General features: G+C 69.2%; 15 protein-coding genes. 9 read left to right on the forward strand and 6 right to left on the reverse strand.

Annotated elements, in window-relative coordinates:
• From BM070_RS19940 to BM070_RS19975, 7 genes are all read left to right on the forward strand, one after another.
• A partial coding sequence (locus tag BM070_RS19940) for a transposase (RefSeq protein WP_139222891.1) occupies positions 1–321 on the forward strand: 321 nt, incomplete at its 5' end.
• A gap of 76 nt (positions 322–397) precedes the next feature.
• A complete protein-coding gene (locus BM070_RS19945) occupies positions 398–1,294 on the forward strand; it encodes a helix-turn-helix domain-containing protein (RefSeq protein ID WP_092941176.1) in 897 nt (298 codons plus the stop codon).
• Between the two features lie 233 nt (positions 1,295–1,527).
• Positions 1,528–3,186, forward strand: a complete 1,659-nt coding sequence (locus tag BM070_RS19950; RefSeq protein ID WP_175518561.1) for a flavin-containing monooxygenase — start codon at positions 1,528–1,530, stop codon at positions 3,184–3,186.
• A gap of 29 nt (positions 3,187–3,215) precedes the next feature.
• Positions 3,216–3,986 (forward strand): SDR family NAD(P)-dependent oxidoreductase, encoded by a 771-nt coding sequence (locus BM070_RS19955; protein WP_092941178.1) that lies wholly within the window; start codon positions 3,216–3,218, stop codon positions 3,984–3,986.
• 23 nt (positions 3,987–4,009) lie between these two features.
• Positions 4,010–5,062 carry an alpha/beta fold hydrolase gene (locus BM070_RS19960; RefSeq protein ID WP_092941180.1) on the forward strand — a complete coding sequence of 351 codons (1,053 nt, stop codon included), beginning with the start codon at positions 4,010–4,012 and terminating at the stop codon, positions 5,060–5,062.
• 336 nt (positions 5,063–5,398) lie between these two features.
• Positions 5,399–6,166: an SDR family NAD(P)-dependent oxidoreductase gene (locus tag BM070_RS19970; protein WP_092941185.1), complete on the forward strand. Its 768-nt coding sequence runs from the start codon at positions 5,399–5,401 to the stop codon at positions 6,164–6,166.
• A 138-nt stretch (positions 6,167–6,304) separates the two neighbouring features.
• Positions 6,305–7,777, forward strand: a complete 1,473-nt coding sequence (locus tag BM070_RS19975; protein ID WP_092941187.1) for a methyl-accepting chemotaxis protein — start codon at positions 6,305–6,307, stop codon at positions 7,775–7,777.
• A 69-nt stretch (positions 7,778–7,846) separates the two neighbouring features.
• Here BM070_RS19975 and sstT read toward each other — a convergent pair whose 3' ends face one another.
• Both sstT and BM070_RS19985 read right to left on the reverse strand, forming a co-directional pair.
• Entirely contained in the window at positions 7,847–9,094 is a 1,248-nt protein-coding gene (sstT, locus tag BM070_RS19980) for a serine/threonine transporter SstT (protein WP_092941189.1), read from the reverse strand.
• Between the two features lie 83 nt (positions 9,095–9,177).
• Positions 9,178–10,560, reverse strand: a complete 1,383-nt coding sequence (locus tag BM070_RS19985; protein WP_092941191.1) for an L-serine ammonia-lyase — start codon at positions 10,558–10,560, stop codon at positions 9,178–9,180.
• Positions 10,561–10,702: 142 nt separating this feature from the next.
• On the opposite strand from BM070_RS19985, the gene BM070_RS19990 reads away from it, so the two are divergent.
• A complete protein-coding gene (locus BM070_RS19990) occupies positions 10,703–11,620 on the forward strand; it encodes a LysR substrate-binding domain-containing protein (protein WP_092941193.1) in 918 nt (305 codons plus the stop codon).
• 34 nt (positions 11,621–11,654) lie between these two features.
• On the opposite strand, the gene purT is transcribed toward BM070_RS19990, so the two are convergent.
• From purT to BM070_RS20005, 3 genes are all read right to left on the reverse strand, one after another.
• Complete coding sequence (gene purT / locus BM070_RS19995) at positions 11,655–12,896, reverse strand: formate-dependent phosphoribosylglycinamide formyltransferase (RefSeq protein WP_092941195.1); 1,242 nt, start codon at positions 12,894–12,896, stop codon at positions 11,655–11,657.
• 183 nt (positions 12,897–13,079) lie between these two features.
• Positions 13,080–13,523: a cyanase gene (gene cynS, locus BM070_RS20000; protein ID WP_092941197.1), complete on the reverse strand. Its 444-nt coding sequence runs from the start codon at positions 13,521–13,523 to the stop codon at positions 13,080–13,082.
• 106 nt (positions 13,524–13,629) lie between these two features.
• Entirely contained in the window at positions 13,630–15,222 is a 1,593-nt protein-coding gene (locus BM070_RS20005; RefSeq protein WP_092941199.1) for a GMC family oxidoreductase, read from the reverse strand.
• 171 nt (positions 15,223–15,393) lie between these two features.
• Between BM070_RS20005 and BM070_RS20010 the strand changes: the two genes are divergently transcribed.
• Positions 15,394–16,242: a 3-hydroxybutyryl-CoA dehydrogenase gene (locus BM070_RS20010; RefSeq protein ID WP_092941201.1), complete on the forward strand. Its 849-nt coding sequence runs from the start codon at positions 15,394–15,396 to the stop codon at positions 16,240–16,242.
• Here BM070_RS20010 and BM070_RS20015 read toward each other — a convergent pair.
• Entirely contained in the window at positions 16,236–17,264 is a 1,029-nt protein-coding gene (locus BM070_RS20015; RefSeq protein ID WP_092941203.1) for a LysR family transcriptional regulator, read from the reverse strand. The two genes, BM070_RS20010 and BM070_RS20015, sit on opposite strands and share 7 nt — an antisense overlap.
• Positions 17,265–17,316: the final 52 nt, after the last annotated feature.

A 17,316-nucleotide genomic window follows, 5' to 3' on the forward strand; every position in this document is an offset into this window, starting at 1 on the left:
CGCAAAGGAGCCTTGCAGGCGCTGCAGCGCTGCCGACCTGCGCTGGGCAGGGTGCGAAGCCTGCTGTGCGACAGCGGCTACGTGGGCAAGCCGTTCGCCCTGGGCGTGCAAGAGATCCTGGGCGAGCACGTCACCGTTCAGATCGCCAAGCGAAGCGAGTTGCACGCGTTCAAGGTGATGCCTCAGCGCTGGGTGGTGGAGCGCAGCTTTGCCTGGTTGGACAAGAACAGGCGTTTATGGAAGAACTGCGAGAGGTCGCTCAACACCAGCTTGCAGTTCGTCCACTTGGCATTCTTGGCTTTGCTGTGTCGAAGATCGTAAACAGGTTCTAAGGGATGCAGGGACGCTGGTGTTTCCCCCAGCCCCCGGCACGGCCGGCGTCGTTTGAAATCGGGCCATGGCCCCGCATGCCCACCCCATCTCCTCGGAAGACCTGCCGCACTGGGTGCCCGGCGAGCTGCTGCATACCAGCGACCGATGCGGCTGGAAGAACCTCGCCCTGCGCGCCTACCGCTACGACGGCATGGAAGTGCAGGTGCCGCCGCTGGCCGATTTCATGCTCGTCGCCTACCAGCGGGGAGACACGCGCATGGAGCGCCGCTTCGAGGGCCGCTGGACGCGCACCGATTGCCGGCCGGGCGACCTGTCGCTGCTGACCCGCTCGCAGGCCTCTCACTGGCACTGGACCGCGCCCATCGATGTGGCCCACGTCTATCTGTCCGCCAGCGTGATGACCCAGGTGGCGGCCGACATGCTCGACAAGCCCATCGCCGAAGTGCGGCTGCACGACCTGCTGCGCACGCAGGACGCCACGCTCAGCGCCATCGTCGAGACCATGGCCCGGGAGGCGGGCGGCAACGCCATCGGCGGCGCCCTCTACGCCGAGGCGCTGGGCGTGCAGCTGGCGGTGCACCTGCTGCGGCACTACGCCTCCGTGGACTGCATCGATCATTCCGCCGACGGCCAGCTGTCCGCCGTCCTGCGCCGGAGGCTGGAGGAATTCATCGAGGCACGGCTGGACCAGCCGCTGTCGCTGGAAGAGCTCGCCGCCGTGGCGGGCATGGGCATCTGGTCGTTCTGCAAGCGCTTCAGGGCCTCGTTCCAGACCTCGCCGCATGGCTACATCGTCGATCGCCGGCTGGAGCGCGCCCAGCGCCTGCTCACGCACAGCACGCTGGCGCTCAAGGCCGTGGCCGCCGAATGCGGCTTCGCGGACCAGGCCCACCTCACGCGGGCCATGCGCACGCGCCTGGGCTGCACGCCCGCCGTGCTGCGCCAGGGCCAGGCGCACTGACGCCGCAGCGGGCAGGAAAAACGCTGCCTCGCCCGCAGCCCCCCGGGGCGGCTCGCCAGCAGGCCGCCATCCGCCCCACAGCTTTCTTCAAAAACCCCACCGGATCGTTCTAGTCCCGCAGGGGGTGCCCTGCCTATCGTGCATGCCATGGCCAACGCAGCCATGCCCGGGAGAACGCGGCGCGCCCCAGCCACGCGCTCTCCACACATCCATGCACACAAGGAGACAAGACCATGAACGACACCACTCTGGACCGCAGCGACACGGCTGTGGCCGACGCTCCCACCACCCGGCTCGATGCCATGGTCATCGGCGCAGGCGTGGCCGGCCTCTACCAGCTGCACCGCATGCGCGAGATGGGCCTGAAGGTCCGGGCCTACGACACGGCCTCCGGCGTCGGCGGCACCTGGTACTGGAACCGCTACCCCGGCGCCCGCTTCGACTCGCAGGCCGAGATCTACCAGTACTGGTTCTCCGAAGCGCTCTACAAGGCCTGGCAGCCCAGCGAGCGCTTCCCGGCCCAGCCCGAGACCGAACAGTGGCTCAACTTCGTGGCCGACCGGCTGGACCTGAAGAAGGACATCCAGTTCGACACCCGCATCGTCTCGGCCCACTACCAGGAAGGCACCGGCCGCTGGCTGGTCACCACCGCGGCCGGCGAGCGCATCGACACCCAGTACCTGCTGGCCTGCTGCGGCATGCTGTCGGCACCGCTGGCCGACCGCTTTCCCGGCCAGTCGAGCTTCAAGGGCGCCATCACGCACACCGGGCTCTGGCCGAAAGAAGGCATCGACCTGAAGGGCAAGCGCGTGGCCGTGATCGGCACGGGCGCCACCGGCATCCAGGTGATACAGACCATTGCGCGCGAGGTCGGCTCGCTCAAGGTCTTCACGCGGGTGCCGCAGTACGTGGTGCCGATGAAGAACCCCAAGTACAGCGAAGCCGACTGGCAACGGCATGGCGAGCGCTTCCATGAACTCAAGGCGCGCGTGCGCACCACCTTTGCCGGCTTCGAATGCGACTTCGAGAACAAGCCCTGGGCCGAGCTGACGCCGGCCGAGCGCACGGAGATCATGGAAAAGTACTGGGCCGACGGCTCGCTGTCGATGTGGCTGGCCACCTTCCCCGAGATGTTCTTCGACGAGGGCGTGAGCGCCGTGGTCTCCGAATTCGTGCGCGGCAAGATGCGCGAGCGGCTGCGCAACGACCCCCGGCTCTGCCAGATCCTCATCCCCGGCGCCCAGGACTACGGCTTCGGCACCCACCGCGTACCGCTGGAGAACGGCTACCTGGAGGTCTATCTGCAGGACAACGTCGAGCCCGTCGATTGCCGCGCCACGCCCATCGAGCGCATCGTGCCCGAGGGCATCCAGACCGCCGACGGCACCGTGCACGAGGTGGACGTGATCATCCTGGCCGTCGGCTTCGATGCCGGCTCCGGCGCGCTCAGCCGCATCGACATCCGCGGCCGCGGCGGGCGCTCGCTCAAGGAGCAGTGGTCGCAGGAGATCCGCACCGCCATGGGCCTGCAGATCCACGGCTACCCCAACCTCTTCACCACCGGCGCGCCGCTGGCGCCCTCCGCCGCGCTCTGCAACATGACCACCTGCCTGCAGCAGCAGGTGGACTGGATCAGCGAATGCATCGCACACGCGCGCCGCAGCGGCAAGCAGACCATCGAGGCGACGAAGGAGTTCGAGGACCGCTGGGTGCAGCACCACGACGAGACCGCTGCCGCCACGCTCGTGGTCAAGACCGACTCCTGGTACATGGGCTCGAACGTCGATGGCAAGCCGCGCCGCCTGCTCTCCTATATCGGCGGCGCGGGCAACTACCACCGCCAGTGCGACGAACTGGCGGCCAAGGGCTACCCCGGCTTCAGCATGAACTGAGGCATCCACGACACGACAGGAGAAACACCATGAGCCGACTCGAAGGCAAGGTGGCCGCCGTGACCGGCGGCGCCAACGGCCTGGGCGAAGCCATCGCGCTGCGCCTGGGCGAGGAAGGTGCCGCCGTAGCGCTGCTGGACCGGGACGAGCAGCGCGGCCGCGAGGTCGCCGGACAGCTGCAGCAGCGCGGAATCCGCGCAATCTTCGTCATGGCCGACGTGACCCGCGAAGACCAGGTGCAGGCCGCGCTCGACCAGGCTGCGGCGGAACTGGGCGGTCTGCACGTCCTGGTCAACAACGCCGGTATAGAGGGCGCCAACAAGCCCACCCACGAACTGCCGCTACAGGAATGGGAGCGCGTGATGGCGGTCAACGTCACCGGGGTCTTCCTATGCACCAAGCACGCGATCCCGCACCTTCGGGCCGTGGGCGGCGGCTCCATCGTCAACATCTCGTCGATCTACGGCATCGTGGGCGGCGGCGACGTCCCGCCCTATCACGCAGCCAAGGGCGCCGTGCGCACCATGTCGAAGAACGACGCGCTGACCTACGCCCCGGACCGCATCCGCGTGAATTCGCTGCACCCCGGCTTCATCTTCACCGCGATGGTCAAGCGCCATGCCCAGCAGTCGGGCCTGCCCGAAGAGGCCGTGCGCCAGCACCTGGACAGCCTGCACCCCCTGGGCGGCACCGGCACGCCCGACGACATCGCCTGGGGCGTGGTCTATCTCGCCTCCGACCAGGCCCGCTGGGTGACAGGTTCGGAACTCGTGATCGACGGCGGCTACACGGCCCGCTGACCCCATTCAAAGGAGACGACACCATGACCCAGAACACCTACTACACCCAGGAAGCCCACGGCCCCTTCGAGCGCATCGGCATCGGCGCGCTGGAGCTGGAAGACGGTGGCACGCTGCCCGACTGCCAGTTCGCCGTCGCCACGCACGGCACGCTCAACGCGGCCCGGGACAACGCCATCCTCGTGCCGACCTGGTATTCGGGCACCAGCAAGATCATGGAGCAGGCCTACATCGGCCCGGGCCGGGCGCTGGACCCGTCCAAGTATTTCATCATCGTGGTCAACCAGATCGGCAACGGCCTCTCGACCTCTCCGCACGACGCGGCGGGCGAACTGGCGGGGCCGGGCTTTCCCAAGGTGCGCATCGGCGACGACGTGCGCGCCCAGCACCGGCTCGTCACCGAGCACTACGGCCTGCGCGAACTCGCGCTGGTGGTGGGCGGCTCCATGGGCGCGCAGCAGACCTACGAATGGGCCGTGCGCTACCCCGAGATGGTGCGCCGCGCCGCGCCCATCGCCGGCACCGCGAAGAACACCGAGCACGACTTCCTCTTCGCCCAGACCCTGGCCGATGCCATCACCTCGGACCCGGGCTTCCAGGATGGGCGGTACGCATCGCCGGCCGACGTGGCCGCGGGCCTGAAGCGCCACGCCCAGCTGTGGACGGTGATGGGCTGGAGCACCGAGTTCTTCAGGGCGGGCCGCCACAAGGCGCTGGGCTTCGACTCCCTGCAGGCCTTCGTGGACAACTTCATGACTGGCTACTTCGCCCCCATGGACCCGAACGCCCTGCTGGCCATGGCCTGGAAATGGCAGCGCGGCGACGTGAGCCGGCACACCGGCGGCGATCTGGCAGCGGCGCTGGGCCGCATCCAGGCCAAGACCTTCGTGATGCCGATCAGCCACGACATGTTCTTCCCGCCCGCCGACTGCCAGGCCGAGCAGCGCCTCATACCGGGCAGCGAATTCCGCCCGCTGGCCTGCATCGACGGCCACCTGGGGCTCTTCGGCACCGACCCGCAGTTCCTCGCCCAGGTGGATGCACATCTGGCCGAGCTGCTGGCGCTGCCGGCCTGAGATCGTGAACACGTTCTGAGAACGTGTTCACGATCTCCCAGGGGTCGCGCAGCTACGTCGGCGGGATGGGATGCAAGGCGCGGTGCGCAGTGGATAGCACGGCTATCCACAAGCGCCGCAACGCCGCAGACCGCCCGCCGACGTAGCTGCCCTTCGGGTTGGAGCGAAATCGGGCGATTGGACGCCCCGGCTGCTTGCATGGACATGAGTCCATGCGGCGCATCCGAGGCATCCACTCATCCCGATTGCGTTCCAACGCGATCCCCTGCGAGATCGTAAACACGTTCTGAGAGCCCTCTCTTTTTCTTCTCTCGAACCCATTCAAAGGAGCAGTACATGAAACGACTGGAAGGCAAGCGCATCGTCATCACCGGCGGCGCCGGCGGCATCGGCAAGGCCAGCGCCAAGCTGTTCATCAGCGAGGGCGCGCAGGTCGTGCTCGTCGATCTGCAGCAAGAGGCGCTGGACGCAGCGCTGGCCGAGATCCACAGCGACGCGGTGAGCGCCGTGGCTGCCGACGTGAGCGACGAGGCGCAGACCCAGGCCTATCTGCAGGCCGCGCTGCAGCGGCACGGCCGCATCGACGCGCTCTTTTGCAACGCCGGCACCGAAGGCCGGATCGCGCCCATCGTGGACTACCCCATGGACGCCTTCGACCGCGTGATCGCGGTGAACGTGCGCGGGGTCTATCTGGGCCTCAAGCACGCCATGCCCATCATGCACAAGCAGGGCGGCGGCAGCATCGTCATCACCTCGTCCATCGCCGGCCTCAAGGGCTTCGCGGGCCTGTCGGCCTACGTGACCAGCAAGCATGCGCTGGTCGGCCTGATGCGTTCGGCCGTGCTGGAGGCGGGCAGCTCCGGCGTGCGCATCAACACCATCCACCCCTCGCCCATCGAGACACGCATGATGCGATCCATCGAGGAGGGAGCCGCGCCCGGCGCCGGCGCAGCGGCCAAGGCGCAGTTCTCGGCCGCCATTCCCGCCGGGCGCTACGGCCTGCCGGAAGAAGTGGCGCGCACCGCGCTGTTCCTCGCCAGCGACGACAGCGCGTTCTGCACGGGTGGCCGCTACAGCGTCGATGGCGGCATGTCGGCGGGGTGAGCTCGCCGCGATATCCGGAGGCGGCGCCACCGCCCCCGGGTATCTCCCTGATCCGCGAGTGATCCAAGCGGAATACAAATCCGTACAAATTAAAACTAAGCCTCACATCGGATCTCTGCCGACCCCACGAAAGCCGCCATGCACAAACGCTCCATCCGCCAATGGCTCAAACTCCTCGCAATCGTGCTGCTCGTGTCCGCGGTCACGTCGTTCTACGGCTTGCGTCTGATGGGCAAGGGAGCGAAGTTCCATTACCTGGAGCGCGAGTACGCGGTGAACCTGCTGCACCTGGACAGGGACCTGGAACACACGGTGGCAGGAGCAGCGCAGGACAAGGCGCCCATCCTCAAGGCACTGAACCATTCGCAATGGATCTCCGGCCATGTGGATACGGAACTCTTCGGTTTCGAGCTCGTCGCGTTCCGCCTCATGGGCTTCGGCGCGGTGATCGACCTGCCCCGCGACAGCATCCGGCGCGTGGGCGGCATGATCTCCAAGCTGCAGGCAGACCCTTCGGCCCAGCTGTCGCCGGCGCTGGCGAAGGCGCTGCAGCCGGACCTCATGGAGCTCATACGCTATGGCGATGATTTCGCCAAGGAAGTCTCCGCCGCCGTGGACTTCGTGGGCGTCGCCGTGCGCGTGCTGACCGCGATCTGCCTGGCCCTGCTGGGCTTGATCCTCTGGCGCATGGCAGACGCCGTGCTCGGCCCGCTGGAGAAGGCGCGGGACGTGGCGCAGACCCTGGCCCAGGGCGATCTGTCGGTGCCTATCGGCAGCGATGCCCGCGGCCAGGCCCACGAGGTGGGCGAGCTGCTGTCCGCGCTGCGCACCATGCAGGGCACGTTCAGGGATGTGGTCGCGCGGGTGACCGAAGCCAGCCAGTCGGTCGTGGCGGGCAGCAGCGAGATCGCCACCGGCAGCACCGATCTGAGCCACCGCACCGAAGAGCAGGCCAGCCGCCTGCAGCACGCCTCCTCGGCCATGACGGAGATGGTGGAAGCGGTGCGGCAGAACGCCGATACCGCGGCGTCAGCGACCCAGGTGGCCCGCGAGGCCAACGATGCGGCGCGCCAGGGCGGCGAGGTCATGAAACACACCATGGAGACGATGAAGGCCATCGCCACCGACTCCGGCAGCATCGCCAACATCATCGGCGTGATCGACGGCATCGCCTTCCAGACCAACATCCTCGCGCTCAACGCCGCCGTCGAGGCCGCCCGGGCGGGCGAGCAGGGGCGCGGCTTCGCCGTGGTGGCGACCGAGGTGCGCACGCTCGCGGGGCGGGCCGCCGCTTCGGCGCGCGAGATCAAGGCCCTGATCGGCGCCAGCGTCGAGAAGGTCGATACCGGCTCCAGGCTGGTGGACGATGCGGTGCGCGCGGTGCAGCAGATCGAATCCCGGGTGGACCGGGTGCAGACGCTGATCGGCGAGATCTCCTCCACGCTGGCCCAGCAGTCCTCGGGCATCGCGGAAATCTCCCAGACCGTCACGCTGCTGGACGACTCCACCCAGCAAAACGCAGCCATCGCCGAGCAGAGCGCGGCAGCCACCTACAGCCTGAAGCAGCAGGCGGACAACCTCAGCGAGGCCGTGGCCTTCTTCAGGGTGTAGCGCTCACGCCGCGGCGCAGCGCCGGCCCGGCGCATGCTGCATCGACAGCCGCAGCAGCGCCCTTGCGCATCAGGCGCGCACTGCGCCGGAGCCCTGACCGGGCAGCTGCACGTCCTGCGGGCAGCCGGCGGCGGTGAGCAGCACGTCGGTGGAGGAATTGAGCGCCGTCTCGGCCGAGTCCTGCACCACGCTGATCACGAAGCCGATGGCCACCACCTGCATGGCCACGTCGGCCGAGATGCCGAACAGGCTGGTGGCCATGGGAATGAGCAGCAGCGAGCCGCCGGCCACGCCCGAGACGCCGGCCGCCGCCAGCGACGACACGATGCACAGCAGCAGCGCGGTGAGCAGATCGACCTGGATGCCCAGCGTGTGGGTGGCCGCCAGCGTCATCACGGTGATGGTGACCGCGGCGCCCGCCATGTTGATCGTCGCGCCCAGCGGGATCGAGATGGCGTAGGTGTCCTCGTGCAGGCCCAGCTTGCGGCACAGCTGCAGGTTGATGGGGATGTTGGCCGCCGAGCTGCGCGTGAAGAAGGCCGTGATGCCGCTCTCGCGCAGGCAGGTGAAGACCAGCGGATACGGGTTGCGGCGCAGCTTCCAGAAGACGATCAGCGGGTTCAGCACCAGCGCGACGAACAGCATGCAGCCCACGATGACCAGCAGCAGCTGGCCGTAGCCCGCCAGCGCGCCCAGGCCCGACTCCGCCAGCGTGGCGGCCACCAGGCCGAAGATGCCCAGCGGCGCGAACGAGATCACCAGCCTGATGAGGCCCGAGATCGCGTCGGACAGATCGAAGAGCATGCGGCGCGTGCCCTCGCTGGCGTGGCGCAGCATCACGCCCAGGCCGATCGCCCAGGCCAGGATGCCGATGAAGTTGGCCTCCATCAGCGCCTTGACCGGGTTCTGCACCGCGCTCAGCAGCAGGTTGCGCAGCACGCCCAGGATGCTGCCGGGCGGCTCGCCGCCCACCGGCGGCGCGTTGAGCACCAGCGTGGTCGGGAACAGGAAGCTCGCGGCCACCGCGACCACCGCCGCGCCCAGCGTGCTGATGAGGTAGAGCAGGATGATCGGCCGGATGTGCGTGGGCTGGCCCGCCTGGTGCCCGGCGATCGCCGCGGCCACCAGCACGAGGACCAGCACCGGCGCCACCGCCTTCAGGCCGGCGATGAACAGGTCGCCGAGCAGCCCTGCCGGCGCGGCCCAGCCCGGCGCCAGCAGGCCCAGCAGCACGCCCAGCACCATGCCGATGAGGATGCGCGTCACCAGCCCGGTGCGCTGGCAGCGGCGCGCCGCTGCAGAGAAATCAAATGCCATCGTCCTTGTCTCCTATGGAAGTTTTTATGGTGCGGGCGTGGGATGGCGTCCCCGCCCGCTCGCGCGGTCGCGCGGTGGCTGGGTCAGCACTCGATGAAGCTCACGGCCAGCCCGCCGCGCGAGGTTTCCTTGTATTTGTCCAGCATGTCGCGGCCCGTGTCGCGCATGGTGCGGATCGCCTGGTCCAGCGAGATGGCGTGGGCGCCGTCGCCGCGCAGCGCGAGCTGGGCCGCGTTGATGGCCTTGACCGAGGCCATGGCGTTGCGCTCGATGCAGGGCACCTGCACCAGACCGCCCACCGGGTCGCAGGTCAGGCCCAGGTTGTGCTCCAGCCCGATCTCGGCCGCGTTCTCGACCTGCTCGGGCGTGGCGCCCATCACCTCGGCGAGGCCCGCGGCGGCCATGGCGCAGGCCGAGCCGACCTCGCCCTGGCAACCGACCTCGGCGCCCGAGATCGATGCGTTCTTCTTGAACAGGGTGCCGATGGCGCCGGCCGTGAGCAGGAAGTCGGCCGCCTGGCCCGCGCTGGCGCCGGGCTCGAACCGGGTGAAGTAGTGCAGCACGGCGGGGATGATGCCGGCCGCGCCGTTGGTGGGCGCCGTCACCACGCGGCCACCGGCGGCGTTCTCTTCGTTCACCGCCAGCGCGAACAGATTGACCCAGTCGAGCGCGCCCAGGGTGCGGGCGATCAGGTTGCCCTCGCCGGCCTCGCGCTCGCGCAGGCTGCGGTGCATGGCGGCGGCCCGCCGGCGCACGGCCAGGCCGCCGGGCAGAACGCCCTGCTGCACCATGCCGCGCTGCACGCAGTCCTGCATGGCCTGCCAGATCTGGGCCAGCGCGGCGCGCGTGTCGGCTTCGCTGCGCCAGGCGCCTTCGTTGCGCAGCATCACCTCGCTGATGCGCAGGCCCTCGCGGCGGCAGACGGCCAGCAGCTGGGCGGCGGTGTCGAAGGGCAGCGGCAGCTCGACCTCTTCGCCCTGCGGCACGCCGGCCCGGGCCGTCCGCTCATCGACGACGAAGCCGCCGCCCACGGAGTAATAGGTGTTCTCGTGCAGCAGCCCGTCCGCCCCGTGCGCGGCCAGCCGCAGCGCGTTGGGGTGGTAGGGCAGGCTCACGGGCAGCAGGCGCAGGTCCGCATCCCAGTCGAAAGGCAGCGCCACCTGGCCCGCCAGCTGCAGCAGGCCGCTGGCGCGCACGGCATCCACGGCAGCCACGGCGCGGTCGGGATCGATGCGGTCGGGCCGCTCGCCCATCAGGCCCAGCACCACGGCGCGGTCGGTGCCGTGGCCGATGCCGGTGGCGGAGAGCGAACCGTAGAGCCGCACCTCCACGCGCCGCACCGCCGCCAGCGGTGCGCGCTCCGCCAGTTCGTGCACGAAATCGTGCGCCGCGCGCATCGGCCCCACGGTGTGCGAACTCGAAGGCCCGATGCCGATCTTGAACAGGTCCAGCACGCTGATGGCCATTTCGTATTTCTCCTGGGGCGGTCGTTTTGTTTAGGATTCCTGATGCGATGCACAACACAGGCTGTGCAGGCACCGATTCTTTCCCTATGACACCCCACCGGCAAACCAAATATTCTGGCCTCCGATTCAGTAAAACTAAACCATGATCGACAACGCACCCGCCTTCGTGCATGCCCGGCTCAAGGTCTTCCTGGCCGCGGCGCACCATCTCTCGTTCACCCAGGCGGGGGAGGAACTGCACATCACCACGGGCGCGGTGAGCCAGCAGATCAAGTCGCTGGAAGACTGGCTGGGCGTGAAGCTGTTTCGGCGCCTGCCCCGGCGGCTGGAGCTGACGGACGAGGGCCAGCGGCTGCAGGTCGCCGCGCAGCCGGCCTATGCGTCCATCGACCTGGCCATCGGCCGCCTGCGCGGCGGCGCCCTGAGCGGCGTGGTGCGCATGCGTTCGGTGCCCTCGTTCCTGGCGACCTGGCTGGTGCCCCGGCTGCCGCTCTTGATGCAGCGCCACCCGGCCATCGAACTGCAGCTGGAAGCAGAAGACAGCACACGCTCGCTGCGCGACGGGGAGTTCGACCTGGCCATCGACCTGAACGACGGCGCCTACCCGGGCTTTCAGAGCACGCCGCTGGTGGAGGAGGACATCTTCCCGGTCTGCGCGCCCGAGCTGCTGCAGGGCCGCCCTGCCCTGACCCGCCCCGAGCATCTGGCGCACTACCCGCTGCTGCACGACATGACCGCCTGGCGCGGCAGCCAGCCCTATGCCGAGTGGGAACGCTACCTCAAGGCCGTGGGCGCGCCGCAGGTGGATGTGCGGCGCGGCTACATGTTCAACCGCAACCACATCACCATCCAGGCGGCCATGGCCGGCATGGGCGTGGCGATCGCGCGGCGCAGGCTGACCACCAACGAGATCGCCAGCGGCAAGCTGCTGGCGCCCTTCGGCACGCAAGCCGTGCCCACCGGCAAGCGCTACTGCCTGGTCTATCCGGCCGGCGCGCTGGACGACCGGCGGGTGCAGGCCGTGCACGACTGGATCGTGGAGCAGGCCCTGACGGCCTGAGCGCCGGGGCGCGGCCGGCTGGCCGCCCCGCGGATCAGGCCTGGCGCGGCTTGACCTTGCTCGCGGCCAGCTTGGCGTTGGCGCGGGCGGTGTCCACGTCGGCGGCGCGGGCCACGGCCACGCCCATGCGGCGCTTGGTGAAGCTCTCGGGCTTGCCGAAGAGGCGCAGGTCGGTGCCCGGCACGGCCAGGGCTTCATCGACGCCGTCGAAGGCGATGCCCAGGGCATCGACGCCGCCGTAGATCACGGCGCTGGCGCCGGGGTTGCGCAGGCTGGTGTCCACCGGCAGGCCCAGGATGGCGCGGGCGTGCAGCTCGAATTCGCTCTGGTGCTGGGTGGCCAGGGTGACCAGGCCCGTGTCGTGCGGGCGCGGGCTGACTTCGCTGAACCAGACCTCGTCGCCCTTGACGAACAGCTCCACGCCGAAGAGGCCCAGGCCCGAGGGCTGGCCGTCCAGGCCACGGCCCAGATCGTCGGTCACGGCCTTGGCGATGTCCTTGGCGCGCTGCAGCGCGAGGGATGGCATGGGCTGGGGCTGCCAGCTTTCCACGTAGTCGCCGCTCACCTGCTTGTGGCCAATGGGTTCGCAGAAGGAGGTCTGGATGCTGCCGTCGGCGGCCTTGGCGCGCACGGTGAGCAGGGTGATCTCGTATTCGAAGTCGATGAAGCCTTCGACGATGACGCGGCCATGGCTCACGCGGCCGCCGGCCATGGCGTAGTCCCAGGCCTTTTGCACATCGGCCGGGCCGTCGAGCTTGCTCTGGCCCTTGCCGGAGCTGCTCATCACCGGCTTGACCACGCACGGAAAGCCGATGGCGGGCTGGCCGTCGGTGCCATCGATGGCGGCCTGCAGTTCCTCGGCCGAATCGCAGAAGCGGTAGGGGCTGGTGGGCAGGCCCAGGGTTTCGGCGGCCAGGCGGCGGATGCCTTCGCGGTCCATGGTCAGGCGCGCGGCGCGGGCGGTGGGGATGACGCGCACGGTGCCGGCGGCTTCCAGCTCTTCGAGCATGGGCGTGGCGATGGCCTCGATCTCGGGCACGACCAGGTGCGGGCGCTCGGCCTCGATCAGGCTCTTGAGCTGTGCCGGATCGCTCATGGTGATGGTGCGCGCGTGGTGGGCCACCTGCTGGCCGGGCGCGTTCTCGTAGCGGTCCACCGCCGTGGTTTCCACGCCCAGGCGCTGCAGGGCGATGAGGACTTCCTTGCCCAGTTCACCGCTGCCGAGCAGCATCACTTTGGTGGCGGAGGGCGAGAGGGGGGTGCCGAGGGTGGTCATGGGCGAAGCGGTGCAAAGGTAAGAGGGAAGGAAGGAGACGGGAAGCACCCGCCAGGCGGGTGCTGCAGCCGGCGATGATAGAGCGACTGCGTGCCCCGGCACCCGTGCAGCTCACGCCGCGGCGGCCCGCACCCAGACGCTGCGGGAGAAGCCGCGCAGCCGCCCAGGCGGCGTGCTCCCCCCTCAATACGCCTTGTACGGCAGGAACTTGCCCGACAGCACCACGTTCACGCGGTCGCCCTTGGGGTCGGCCTCGCGCTGGATGTCCATGCTGAAGTCGATGGCGCTCATGATGCCGTCGCCGAACTCCTCGTGGATCAGCTCCTTGATGGTGCTGCCGTACACGCTCACCACCTCGTACCAGCGGTAGATCAACGGATCGGTGGGCACGGGCGTGGGCAGCGACCCCTTGTAGGGCACCACCTGCAGCCATTTCTGCTCTTCGTCGGTCAGATCGAAGATCCTGCCCAGCACCCGGGCCTGTTCCGGCGATGCGGTCATCTGCCCCAGGCAGAGCGCCGTCGTCCATTCCTTGGACTGGCCGACCTGGCTGGCGATGTCGTGCCACTGCAGGCCTTTCAGCACCTTGGTGCCGATGATCTTCTCGGTGACGTCGTTGCGGTTCATGGGCTGAAAACTTCCGTGTCGGATAGGGCCCCTACTCCAAGCAACGTGCGTGCCACGAGACATCTTCTGGGGCCAGCCCAGCGGCGCGGCCAGCGCCTTTCGTCCTTCAGCCGCCGCCCCGCAGCAGGTCCACCGCCTTCTCCGCGATCATGATCGTCGGCGCGTTGGTGTTGCCGCTCACGATGCGCGGCATGACGGAGGCATCGACCACGCGCAGGCCCTGCAGGCCGTGCACGCGCAGTTGCGCATCCACCACGTCGAGCGGCCCGGGCCCCATGCGGCAGCTGCCCACCGGGTGATAGACGGTGTCGGCATGCCGGCGGACGAAAGCGGCGATCTCGGCATCGCTCTGCGCACTGGCGGACCGGGCCAGCTCGCGCCCGCCCAGGCCGGCCAGCGCGGGCTGCGAGAGGATCTCGCGCATGCGCCGCACGCCGCGCACCAGGCGCTGCAGGTCGTCCTCGTCGGTGAGGAAGGCCGGGTCCACCAGCGGCAGGGCCTGCGGGTCGGCGCTGGCCAGGGTCACGCGGCCCCGGCTGCGCGGCTGCAGCAGGCAGACGTGGCACGAATAGCCGTGGCCCCAGCTCAACTCGCGCCCGTGGTCCAGCAGCTTGGCGATGACGAAGTGCAGCTGCAGGTCGGGCGCGGGCTCCTCGGGGCGGCTCTTGATGAAGCCGCCCGCTTCGGCGAAGTTGGTGGTGAGCAGGCCGGTGCGCCGCGCCCGCCATTCACGCACACCGCGCAGCAGGTGGCGCGCCCCGGCAAGCGAGAGGCCGAACAGGTCGGTGAGCGCGGGAGCGTCCACCACCTGCACCACGTCGGGGTGGTCGTGCAGATGCTCGCCCACGCCGGGCAGCTCGTGCAGCACGGCGATGCCGTGGCGCTGCAGCTCCGCCGCCGGGCCCACGCCCGAGAGCATCAGCAGCTGCGGCGAGAGCAGCGCGCCGGCCGACAGCAGCACCTCGTGCGCGGCCCGCACGGTGTGCAGCGCACCGCCCTGCAGGTACTGCACGCCCACGGCGCGCCGGTCTTCGAAGAGGATGCGCGTGGCCCGGGCGCCGGTTTCCACGCGCAGGTTGGCGCGGCCGAGGTGGGGCGTCAGATAGGCCTTGGCGGCGCTGAAGCGCTCGCCCCCACGGTGAGTGACCTGATAGAGGCCCACGCCTTCCTGCGCGGGGCCGTTGAAGTCGGGGTTGTGCGCGTGGCCGGCCTGCACGCCCGCCTGCACGAAGGCGCGGGCCACGCGGTGCGGCGCCTGCAGGTCGGCCACGTTCAGCGGGCCGCCCGTGCCGTGCCAGTCGCTGGCGCCGCGCTCGTTGTTTTCGGCGCGCAGGAAGCAGGGCAGCACGTCGCGCCAGCCCCAGCCGGGGTTGCCGGCCTGCTGTGCCCACCAGTCGTAGTCGGCCGGCTGGCCGCGCACGTAGATCATGGCGTTGACGGAGCTGGAGCCGCCCAGCACCCGGCCGCGCGGCTGCAGGCCCCGGCGCCCGCCCAGTCCGGGCTGCGGCGTGGTGTGCTGGTTCCAGTTGAGCGAGGGGATGCGGTTCAGCACGGCGAGGCCGCCCGGGCAGTGGATGAAGGCGCTGGCATCGGGCGGCCCGGCTTCCAGCAGGCAGACCCGCACGGCCGGGTCCTGCGTCAGCCGGCCCGCCAGCACGCAGCCGGCCGAGCCGCCGCCGATCACGATGTAGTCGAACATGGTGGATGCCTCCTGCCTGGGCTTGTACCACCGGCGGGCCGCCGGGACCATGCCCGGCTGTCACGCGCATTGCGGCCCCGCCGCGGATTGCCGATTACCATGCGCCAGGGCCTGCCGGCCTCCCCCTCTTTTCCTTCCAGCCAACCAGACAGACACGCAAGGGACATTCACATGACGATCACGACCGTCGGCATCATCGGCGCGGGCACCATGGGCAACGGCATCGCACAGGCGTGCGCGGTGTCGGGCATCGACGTGGTGATGGTGGACATTTCGGACGCCGCCGTGCAAAAGGGCCTGGCCACGGTGGCCGGCAGCCTGGACCGGCTCATCAAGAAGGAGAAGTGCACCGCCGCCGACAAGGACGCGGCGCTGGCGCGCATCAAGACCTCGACCAGCTACGACGACCTGCAGGCCGCGCAGCTCATCATCGAGGCCGCCACCGAGAACCACGAGCTCAAGGTGAAGATCCTCAAGCAGGTGGATGCGATCGCGGCGCCCGAGGTGATCGTGGCCTCCAACACCTCGTCGATCTCCATCACGCAGCTGGCAGCGTCCACCTCGCGGCCCGACCGCTTCATCGGCATGCACTTCTTCAACCCGGTGCCGATGATGGCGCTGGTGGAGATCATCCGCGGCCTGCAGACCAGCGACGCCACGCACGACGCGGTGAAGGCGCTGGCCGAACGCCTGGGCAAGAGCCCCATCACGGTGAAGAACGCGCCGGGCTTCGTGGTCAACCGCATCCTGGTGCCGATGATCAACGAGGCCTTCTTCGTGCTGGCCGAGGGCCTGGCCACGCCCGAGGACATCGACGCCGGCATGAAGCTGGGCTGCAACCAGCCCATCGGCCCGCTGGCCCTGGCCGACATGATCGGCCTGGACGTGTGCCTGGCCGTGATGAACGTCTATCTGGACGAGTTCGGCGACAGCAAGTACCGCCCCTGCCCGCTGCTCAAGGAAATGGTGGCCGCCGGCCGCCTGGGCCGCAAGACGGGCCAGGGCGTTTACCGCTACTGAGCGGGCCCGGCGCCCCCCGCCGGCGGGCCGCCGCGCTGGCGGGCCCGCGGCTTGCCACGGCCGGGCGCCCCCGCCGCCTGCGGCAGGCCGGCGGCGTTTTGCGCAGGGAAGGCGTTGGTGTCGAAATCCAGCCACGGCGGGTTCTGCGCATACATCTCGGCGATGAGCTGCTTGACCGCCGCGACGTACCAGGAATCGTCGTTCAGGCGATGGCTCAGGATGATCGGCGAGGTGGCGCCCTCGTCTTCGATGAGCCGGTAGGCCAGGTCCGTGCGCATCCGCGCGGCGGCGGGCACGATGCAGACCCCCATTTCCGCCGCGACCAGGCCCAGCGCCGCCTGCAGCTCGCGCACCTCATGGATCTCGGCCAGCGGTATGCCCTGGTCGTGCAGCAGCCCGAGCACGTGGTCCGCATAGCTGGGCCGCGGCTCCTTCGGAAACACGATGAGGCGCTGGTGCGCCACTTCCCGCAGGCTGACCCGCCCCCGGTCCGCAGCCAGCGGCGATCCGGGCGGCATGGCCAGCACCAGCCGCTCCTCGCGCAGCACGGTGCGCGCGACCGACGTGTCGTTGGTCCTGATGCGGCCGAATCCCAGGTCGATGCGGCCGGTCTTGAGTTCGCTGATCTGCTGGACCGAACTCAGGTCCACCAGGTGCACGTCGGTATCGGGGTAGCGCTGGCGGAACATGCGCACCAGCATCGGCAGGCCGCCGTAGAGCGTGGAGCCCACGTAGCCGATTGAGATCGACTGCCGCAGATGGCGCCCGGCCTGCCGCGCGCTCATCTTCATCTGATCGACGCGCTGCAGCACCTGCAGCGACTGCTCGTGGAAGAGCCGCCCCGCCTCCGTCAGGCGCACCGGCCGGCTGTTGCGCTGGATGAGCTGCACGCCGAGCTCCTCTTCCAGCAGCTGGATCTGCCGGCTGAGAGGCGGCTGCGCGATGTGCATTTCCTCCGCCGCACGGGTGAAGTTGCGGGTGGTGGCCACGGCCACGAAATAGCGCAATTGACGTAGATCCATTCGGGTAAACCATACCTCCGGTGAATGCACAGATTCTAAGTACTTGTTATTT

The sequence above is a fragment of the Paracidovorax wautersii genome (assembly GCF_900113035.1).
GTDB lineage: Bacteria > Pseudomonadota > Gammaproteobacteria > Burkholderiales > Burkholderiaceae_C > Paracidovorax > Paracidovorax wautersii.

Excerpts from the sequence above, each read along its gene's own strand:
- BM070_RS20005 (WP_092941199.1), bottom strand. The coding sequence starts at position 15,222 with ATGTTCGACTACATCGTGATCGGCGGCGGCTCGGCCGGCTGCGTGCTG.
- BM070_RS20015 (WP_092941203.1), bottom strand. The coding sequence starts at position 17,264 with ATGGATCTACGTCAATTGCGCTATTTCGTGGCCGTGGCCACCACCCGC.
- BM070_RS19960 (WP_092941180.1), top strand. The coding sequence starts at position 4,010 with ATGACCCAGAACACCTACTACACCCAGGAAGCCCACGGCCCCTTCGAG.
- BM070_RS19990 (WP_092941193.1), top strand. The coding sequence starts at position 10,703 with ATGATCGACAACGCACCCGCCTTCGTGCATGCCCGGCTCAAGGTCTTC.
- purT (WP_092941195.1), bottom strand. The coding sequence starts at position 12,896 with ATGACCACCCTCGGCACCCCCCTCTCGCCCTCCGCCACCAAAGTGATG.
- BM070_RS19950 (WP_175518561.1), top strand. The coding sequence starts at position 1,528 with ATGAACGACACCACTCTGGACCGCAGCGACACGGCTGTGGCCGACGCT.
- BM070_RS19945 (WP_092941176.1), top strand. The coding sequence starts at position 398 with ATGGCCCCGCATGCCCACCCCATCTCCTCGGAAGACCTGCCGCACTGG.
- BM070_RS19955 (WP_092941178.1), top strand. The coding sequence starts at position 3,216 with ATGAGCCGACTCGAAGGCAAGGTGGCCGCCGTGACCGGCGGCGCCAAC.
- BM070_RS20010 (WP_092941201.1), top strand. The coding sequence starts at position 15,394 with ATGACGATCACGACCGTCGGCATCATCGGCGCGGGCACCATGGGCAAC.
- cynS (WP_092941197.1), bottom strand. The coding sequence starts at position 13,523 with ATGAACCGCAACGACGTCACCGAGAAGATCATCGGCACCAAGGTGCTG.
- sstT (WP_092941189.1), bottom strand. The coding sequence starts at position 9,094 with ATGGCATTTGATTTCTCTGCAGCGGCGCGCCGCTGCCAGCGCACCGGG.
- BM070_RS19975 (WP_092941187.1), top strand. The coding sequence starts at position 6,305 with ATGCACAAACGCTCCATCCGCCAATGGCTCAAACTCCTCGCAATCGTG.
- BM070_RS19970 (WP_092941185.1), top strand. The coding sequence starts at position 5,399 with ATGAAACGACTGGAAGGCAAGCGCATCGTCATCACCGGCGGCGCCGGC.
- BM070_RS19985 (WP_092941191.1), bottom strand. The coding sequence starts at position 10,560 with ATGGCCATCAGCGTGCTGGACCTGTTCAAGATCGGCATCGGGCCTTCG.